Annotated in this window: 4 protein-coding genes; all 4 read right to left on the bottom strand. The window is 54.0% G+C overall.

Annotation, left to right across the window (positions count from 1 at the left end):
• Positions 1-229: 229 nt before the first annotated feature.
• The 4 genes from Poly41_RS32605 to Poly41_RS32590 all read right to left on the bottom strand — a co-directional run bounded on the left by Poly41_RS32605 (position 230) and on the right by Poly41_RS32590 (position 5,990).
• A complete protein-coding gene (locus Poly41_RS32605) occupies positions 230-2,635 on the bottom strand; it encodes a glycoside hydrolase family 10 protein (protein ID WP_197231952.1) in 2,406 nt (801 codons plus the stop codon).
• Positions 2,636-2,707: 72 nt separating this feature from the next.
• A complete protein-coding gene (locus Poly41_RS32600) occupies positions 2,708-4,792 on the bottom strand; it encodes a glycoside hydrolase 5 family protein (protein WP_146531562.1) in 2,085 nt (694 codons plus the stop codon).
• On the bottom strand, positions 4,753-5,079 hold the full coding sequence (locus Poly41_RS32595; protein ID WP_146531561.1) for a hypothetical protein: 327 nt from the start codon (positions 5,077-5,079) through the stop codon (positions 4,753-4,755). Before Poly41_RS32595 ends, Poly41_RS32600 begins: the two co-directional genes overlap by 40 nt.
• Before the next feature lie 29 nt (positions 5,080-5,108).
• Entirely contained in the window at positions 5,109-5,990 is an 882-nt protein-coding gene (locus Poly41_RS32590) for an alpha/beta hydrolase family protein (protein ID WP_197231951.1), read from the bottom strand.
• Between the last annotated feature and the right edge of the window lie 10 nt (positions 5,991-6,000).

Raw genomic sequence — 6,000 nt, 5'->3', positions numbered from 1 at the left:
CGTAAATCATCCCGTCAACTCGGCGCCAAGTTGGCTCGATCGAGTCTCACCGCCCCCATCTCGACCAAAAGTGAACCGCTGGCCGTTGACGCTGCGCACAGCCTCCACACCTTCCGCGAATGTTTACGACTCAATCGATGTAAGCTGATTACATACAAAGGGTTACGGGGAATAGGTTTGGACGGATGAATAATCCGGGTTGGGCCTGCTCCGCTGCGACGGGCTGTGTCTACCTGTTTCGATGGGGTGGAAGGGCGGGGTTACGACCAACACCTAACCCAACCGTTGGGACAAACGTTTCAGCGGACCCGTGTGACAAGTCGAAGATTGTAAAACCAGCCGCTCCCAAAGCCCGTGCATGATAAATCTGGCCGACCACTCGGTCGTTTGGTAGTCGCCATTGACCAATTCCAGGGTAAATCGGAATCCGCCCGTTGACGAGTTTCAATTGGTTGCTTACCAATCCAATGAACGACAGGTCGCTTTGCGTATAATCCATCGGACAAACAAAATCCAAGTAGCCAGCCTTGATCCACTCGGGCCAATCCTGTGCAACGGAACTTCGACATTCCGGATAGGCTCCGAACACCGCTGCAGAAATACGGATCCCTGGACGAATCGTTTTGGCTTGATCGTGGACCGCTTTGACTAAGCGAGTGATCTGGTCACAACGCCACTGCAGATACTCTTCGCTGCGTTGTCCTGAATAACAATCGCTTGGCCATTCTTCGACGGGTTTCCCTGACGCTGCTTCAAAACGTTCTCGGCAACCGTCACAGTAACACTTGTCGCGTCCAGGATACCGAATGTAGTCAAAGTGTAATCCGTCAATCGGATAGTCTCGAGCGACTTCTAACATGCTCTGCAATTCAAGTTGGAAGTTGTCTGGATGCGATGGACACAACCAATCCTCCGCCTCACCGGTGACGGTGACCTGATTGCGGTGTTCAGCGTGGATCTGTTTGACGAAGTCTTGAGGGGCTGTGGATAGATTCCAATTGACTTTCCAAACATGGACTTCCAACTTGTGCTCCCTTGCCGCTGCGACACACTGTTCGATTTGGTCACCATACTTGTTGAAGGTCCTGCTGTGAGGCAGTAGCTTGCTAGGGTAGTGGGCGACACCGCCCCACAACATGTTAGGCAGAATCATATTGAAACCAGCTGCAGACAATTCACTCGCGGTTCGATTCCAGTCACCGTCATAAGCTCCTGTTCCTGTATGATTCCAAAACGCTCGACCTTCCGTTGTCGGGCTTGGTTGAGCTTTCACGTAAGCCAAAGCAAGATCTTGATGGACCTCCTTGGCCAACCCAACGACTTGTTCATAGTGTCCGCTTGTGAATTGCTGCTTGGCTTCTTGAAGTTTCACGAGTCCTGATCGGGTCGCTAAATCTACACCGTGTTGATCATTCTTTTTCAGGAACTCTGTCAATGCTTCCAGACTGTCCAGATGTCCAAGGGTGTTAAGGTCTTTGAGCGCAGCCTCGGCCATTTGCTTCCACATCATGGGTGACAAATGACCCATGATCGACGCAAGCATTTGCTTCTTAGCATTCCAGTCGTCTCGTAAAAGGACATGCGAAAAGAACGCACCACGATCACTGACCAACATCGCAGCAGCGTCTGCGGATTGCCCATCGCGGTCATACCACTGGCCAACAACTTTGGCGTTGTAGCCGACCGGCTTTGCGGTCGTAATGTTCCATGAAGCTTGCCTAACCGATGGCGGCAAAGAAGCGATATCGGTTGCATGAAAACGAATTTCGGCAAAATCGCCTTTGTTCTGTTGACTTCGGTACTTCAACTCACCGAAGCCGAGCGACTGTGCCAATTTGTCTGGCAACTGATAACATGCCAGCACCTTGCCACCTTTCGCAACGAATTCGATAAGAGCCTCAACGGCTTCGCTGGTCAGCTTCGGATTGTACGGCAGGATCGCAATCGAGCGGTCACCAAGTCCGCCGCTGGCAAGGCTTGAATCTTCGATTGCATCATTGCCCAAACCAATGGCGTCCAGCATTTCCGCTACGTCGGTAGCCATCTTGAGCGACCCCGCCTCACGTCGTTCGACCGCTGGAATGATGAGCGCCACGTTATGCTGCGTCGCCTCCAGCTTTCGCAACCGGAGAAAAAAGTCAGTATTCTTTCCCCGCCAAAAGGCGATCCGAATCGCATCGATTTTGTTCCAACCGATCGGTTGATCTTCAAGTCGAAAGGATGCTTTCGAAAACGGCACGGCCCCCCAACCCTTGCTCGCAATGTCCGCGGACCCACTGTACCAACCCTCGCGACTATGAAAGTACAACGACATACTGCCGGTTGCCTCAGGATTGCTGCTGAGCACTTCAAGTGAGAAGCCACCAGCGGCGGCCAAATCCAAGTCAACTTGGCGATCGATGTAGATCCGTGACAAATTTGGATCACTGGCAAACGGAGCTTCGATCTGCATCACCAGCCGACCGCCATCCTCAACCATACTCAATGCAGGTGTGTTACCACGTTCGCCCTGAACATCCCAAACGTCTTGGGCGACGTTGGTTTGCGGGTATTCAAACGCATCAATGAGATTCGCTGGCTCAGCAGATCCGGAAAGCAGCAGGATCAACAAGGAAGCCATTGCAAAGCGGCGCATGGTGGGCACTTTCATTACAGGAAGGATGGGCTATTAACCGTTTTGGCTAACGACTTTGCCTGGTATTTTAGACTATTCCCCAGCTCCACTCGCTCGATTGATGACCAGGATCGGAGCTGGCATTTTAGGATCGCCACGGAGTTGTAGACGAACTCGGCCCTGTAACACCTGCCTCGTTTCTCGATGACCGTCTACGCCAACAACTTCGACATGATCACCGACAACTGGAATCTCAACGACCGCGTCCCCCGAATCGGCTTCGGCCCAGACCACCCAAACTTGACCTGCATTGGAAACGTCGCCGCCGAGATGTTGAAAAGCCACCGCCTTGCCTTGGATCATTGCGATTTGGTCGGTAGCCGGCAGCATCGGAAAGGGTTGAGGTAGCATCTCGATATAGTTCTTGACCGCAATTTGTTCGAGTGGTGAGGCATCCATGACCACCACTTTTCGAATTCCCGCAGCGAAGGCACGTGTGAAGAACTGAAAACGCCAAGCCGCTCGCCGTTCTTTCGACAACGCACCAACGAAATCAAAATTACCTTCGGTGTGCCAATACTCTTGTTTGCGGGGGTATTCAAACCCTGCTGAACGGCTTTCCCAATTCTCGAACACGTCGCGCACTTTTTGGAACGCTCGGACCACCGTCATGTCCTGCCCCGAAAGGAAAGTGTCGAGTCCTTCGTAGTTATGAAAGCTAACGACATCGACGGAGGGACCGATCGAGTAGGGCTTGCCGTTTTGTTTGAAGGCAGGGGAGCCATGAAGCCCTTCTGCATCCAATGCAGCTTCAAGCCACGGAACGAGGTGACCGCCACTTGCAGCACCGGGTGCCATAGTTACTGCTTCTGGATCGGCTGCTTTGATTCGCAAACTCGCCTTCGTCACGAACTCGGCATAGTCCGCAGCTTGGTCTTTCCAATGGGTCCGATAGGCATCCGGTTCATTGTCCAACTCCCACGCTCGGACGCCATAGCTCGTCCCCCACCGTTGCTGCTGAGCGAGCGTTCCGCCGGGTCGATAGCGTTCGGCTAGCTTACCGGCAAAGTCGGCCAAGGCGTCCATTTTCTCAGGTGCGGACTTTCCCGCTTCTCGTCGGCCGGCCCAAGCCGGTGGGCCGCCCGCATTGCCGCCAACGACGGGAGCTTGCATCAGAACATTCAGTTGTCGCTTTTGCGCGGCGATGAGGAAAGCGTCAAGTGCCCGCCAAGCAGGAGGAATTTCATCGCTTAAATCGACTGGCCCGTCCGGTTCCAAAGCGCTCCAGTAAGCACACATGAATGTCCAGCGAAGCCCCATTGCCACCTCCGCATCCAAGTCCGCCAATTTAGACGATCCAAACATTCCGCCGCCCTTTCCATCCCAGCTACCGGTGTGCCCGATGTAGGGCGAATCGAAACCGTCGAGCTCACCGCCGAGATTGGCCGTTGGATCGGGTGCTGCGATCGGATTCTCGATGGTCGAATACGTCTTGGGTACCGATTGACCAATCAACACGTAAATGAATCCTAGCAATGTTGCGAAGAGGACGCCGACACCGACGCAGCCACATCCGGCCGTGCGTGTTGTTTTTCGCAAGAGAGACCTCGGCTGCGGATCGGCGGCAAGTTGATTTTTTGGGCACGCTTTGCCACTTCGAAACCAAGCCATGCAGGTCAATACAAAACCGAGCGGAGTCCATAATGCAAAATTGAGCAGAATCGGTACCAACAAGGCGGGCACGCCAGCGATCATTGACACAGCGAATGCGAGCGAAAGCAAAACAGCGAAATAGGTTTTGACCAATCGCATTTCCTGCGGATCCACTTCAACCGCGTCGTCCGTTAACGGCCGGCGAGCAGCGTGTCGCCAGAGACCTAGGATGGCCAATGCATAGAACACGAACGTCAATAATTGGACCAAGGCCGAGGGCAACCCTTCGGGACGCAATCCAAAATAGGTTACCGAGTAGAGTAACGTCAAATAGATGCATAGCCCGATAAACCCCGCTCGACCGAACACCACAATCCGCCGGCAATCCGTTCCCGCCAGTGCAGGTCGTGCCAGCCGAGATAAGAGGTACAGCACGACGATCATCACAACCAGATTGGCGACCAAGTTCAGGGGACCGCCTGAGTTCATCGCGACGATCGGTACCAAACCACTTTCGTGATCCAAGATTCGTACAGTCCAAACAGGACACCCCAAAGATAGAGTGACGCCAGCGAAGTCCGGCTGGTGGAGACGGCCAGGTTGGTAAACAGAAAGAAGTGTGCAAAGTACAGCCAGTACGTCACGATTAACGTCCACGGATGCCAGAGCCCCATTTTTAACGAAGCACCCGAGAAGACTTCGGCGCAAATCAGCACGACCCAGCCAATCAAGAGTCGAGCCCAGACGACTCGGACCCAAGAGACTTCCGTGCGGGTGTCCAGCACCTCACGGCTCTCGTCAAGGATTACCATTGAACTCCGATCGGATTTCCCACAAAAAGTCATTTGCTCGCTTCGGCTGTGTTGTCGGTTAAGTGAGTGACGAACCAGTCGACCATTGCATTGGTTGCCTTTTGTGCATCCTCACCGCCAAATCCGTGCCCCGCGTTTTCAAATTCGATTAGCTCGCTTGTCACGTTCGCCTTCTCAAACGCCGCTTTGATGTTTCGACTGTGGCTGATCGGGACCAATTCATCTTTTGCTCCGGCCAGTAGAAGGGTTGGTGGATCGTCGGAGGTCACAAACACCAACGGTGAATCGGCTTCCGCCGTCTTCGCGTCGATCTCGAGTGCGGGGAAACGATCGTAGGCTTCCAATCGATCCGGTGCGTCCTTGGACATGATTCGTAGGTCCGTGGGTGCAACGTAGGCAACAACTGCATTCACCCGATCACTGACGCGATCCACAGGATCTTTTGCTTCCGCATTGCCTTCGTCGGATGCCGTTCCAAGCATCAGCGACAGGTGCCCGCCGGCACTCATTCCAAACACCCCAATGCGGTTCGGATCGATCTTCCATCGGCCCGCGTTCAAGCGAATGTAGCGAACGCTACGCCGCACATCGGCCACCGCTTCTGCGATAGAAAACTTCGGACTACTGCCATGCCGCACCGCAAAAACCGTGAAGCCTTTGTCGGTCAGTGGCCGAAACATGTGCTGAGTCTGCTCTGGCGGCGACCAACTGGAATACCAACCACCACTGACCATGAATAGCACCGCCGCCCCCGTCGCATCTTCGGTTGGCGTGAACACGTCACAGGTCATTGCCAATCCGAGTTTGTGCCCGTACACCACATCCGCATCAATGGTGACCTCTTCCCCGCTGCAGGGTCGAGACAAGGCAATCAAAAATACGAGGGCCAGAACTTGAGGCATGCTTTTCATCGAAGCTCTC

This window comes from Novipirellula artificiosorum (assembly GCF_007860135.1).
Classification (GTDB): domain Bacteria; phylum Planctomycetota; class Planctomycetia; order Pirellulales; family Pirellulaceae; genus Novipirellula_A; species Novipirellula_A artificiosorum.
The sequence above is the reverse complement of the archived record's forward strand: the minus strand, read 5'-3'. Positions and strand labels throughout refer to the sequence as shown.

Bases quoted from the DNA above. Each gene is read 5' to 3' on its own strand.
- Poly41_RS32605 (WP_197231952.1), bottom strand. From the start codon at position 2,635: ATGCGCCGCTTTGCAATGGCTTCCTTGTTGATCCTGCTGCTTTCCGGA.
- Poly41_RS32595 (WP_146531561.1), bottom strand. From the start codon at position 5,079: ATGGTAATCCTTGACGAGAGCCGTGAGGTGCTGGACACCCGCACGGAA.
- Poly41_RS32590 (WP_197231951.1), bottom strand. From the start codon at position 5,990: ATGAAAAGCATGCCTCAAGTTCTGGCCCTCGTATTTTTGATTGCCTTG.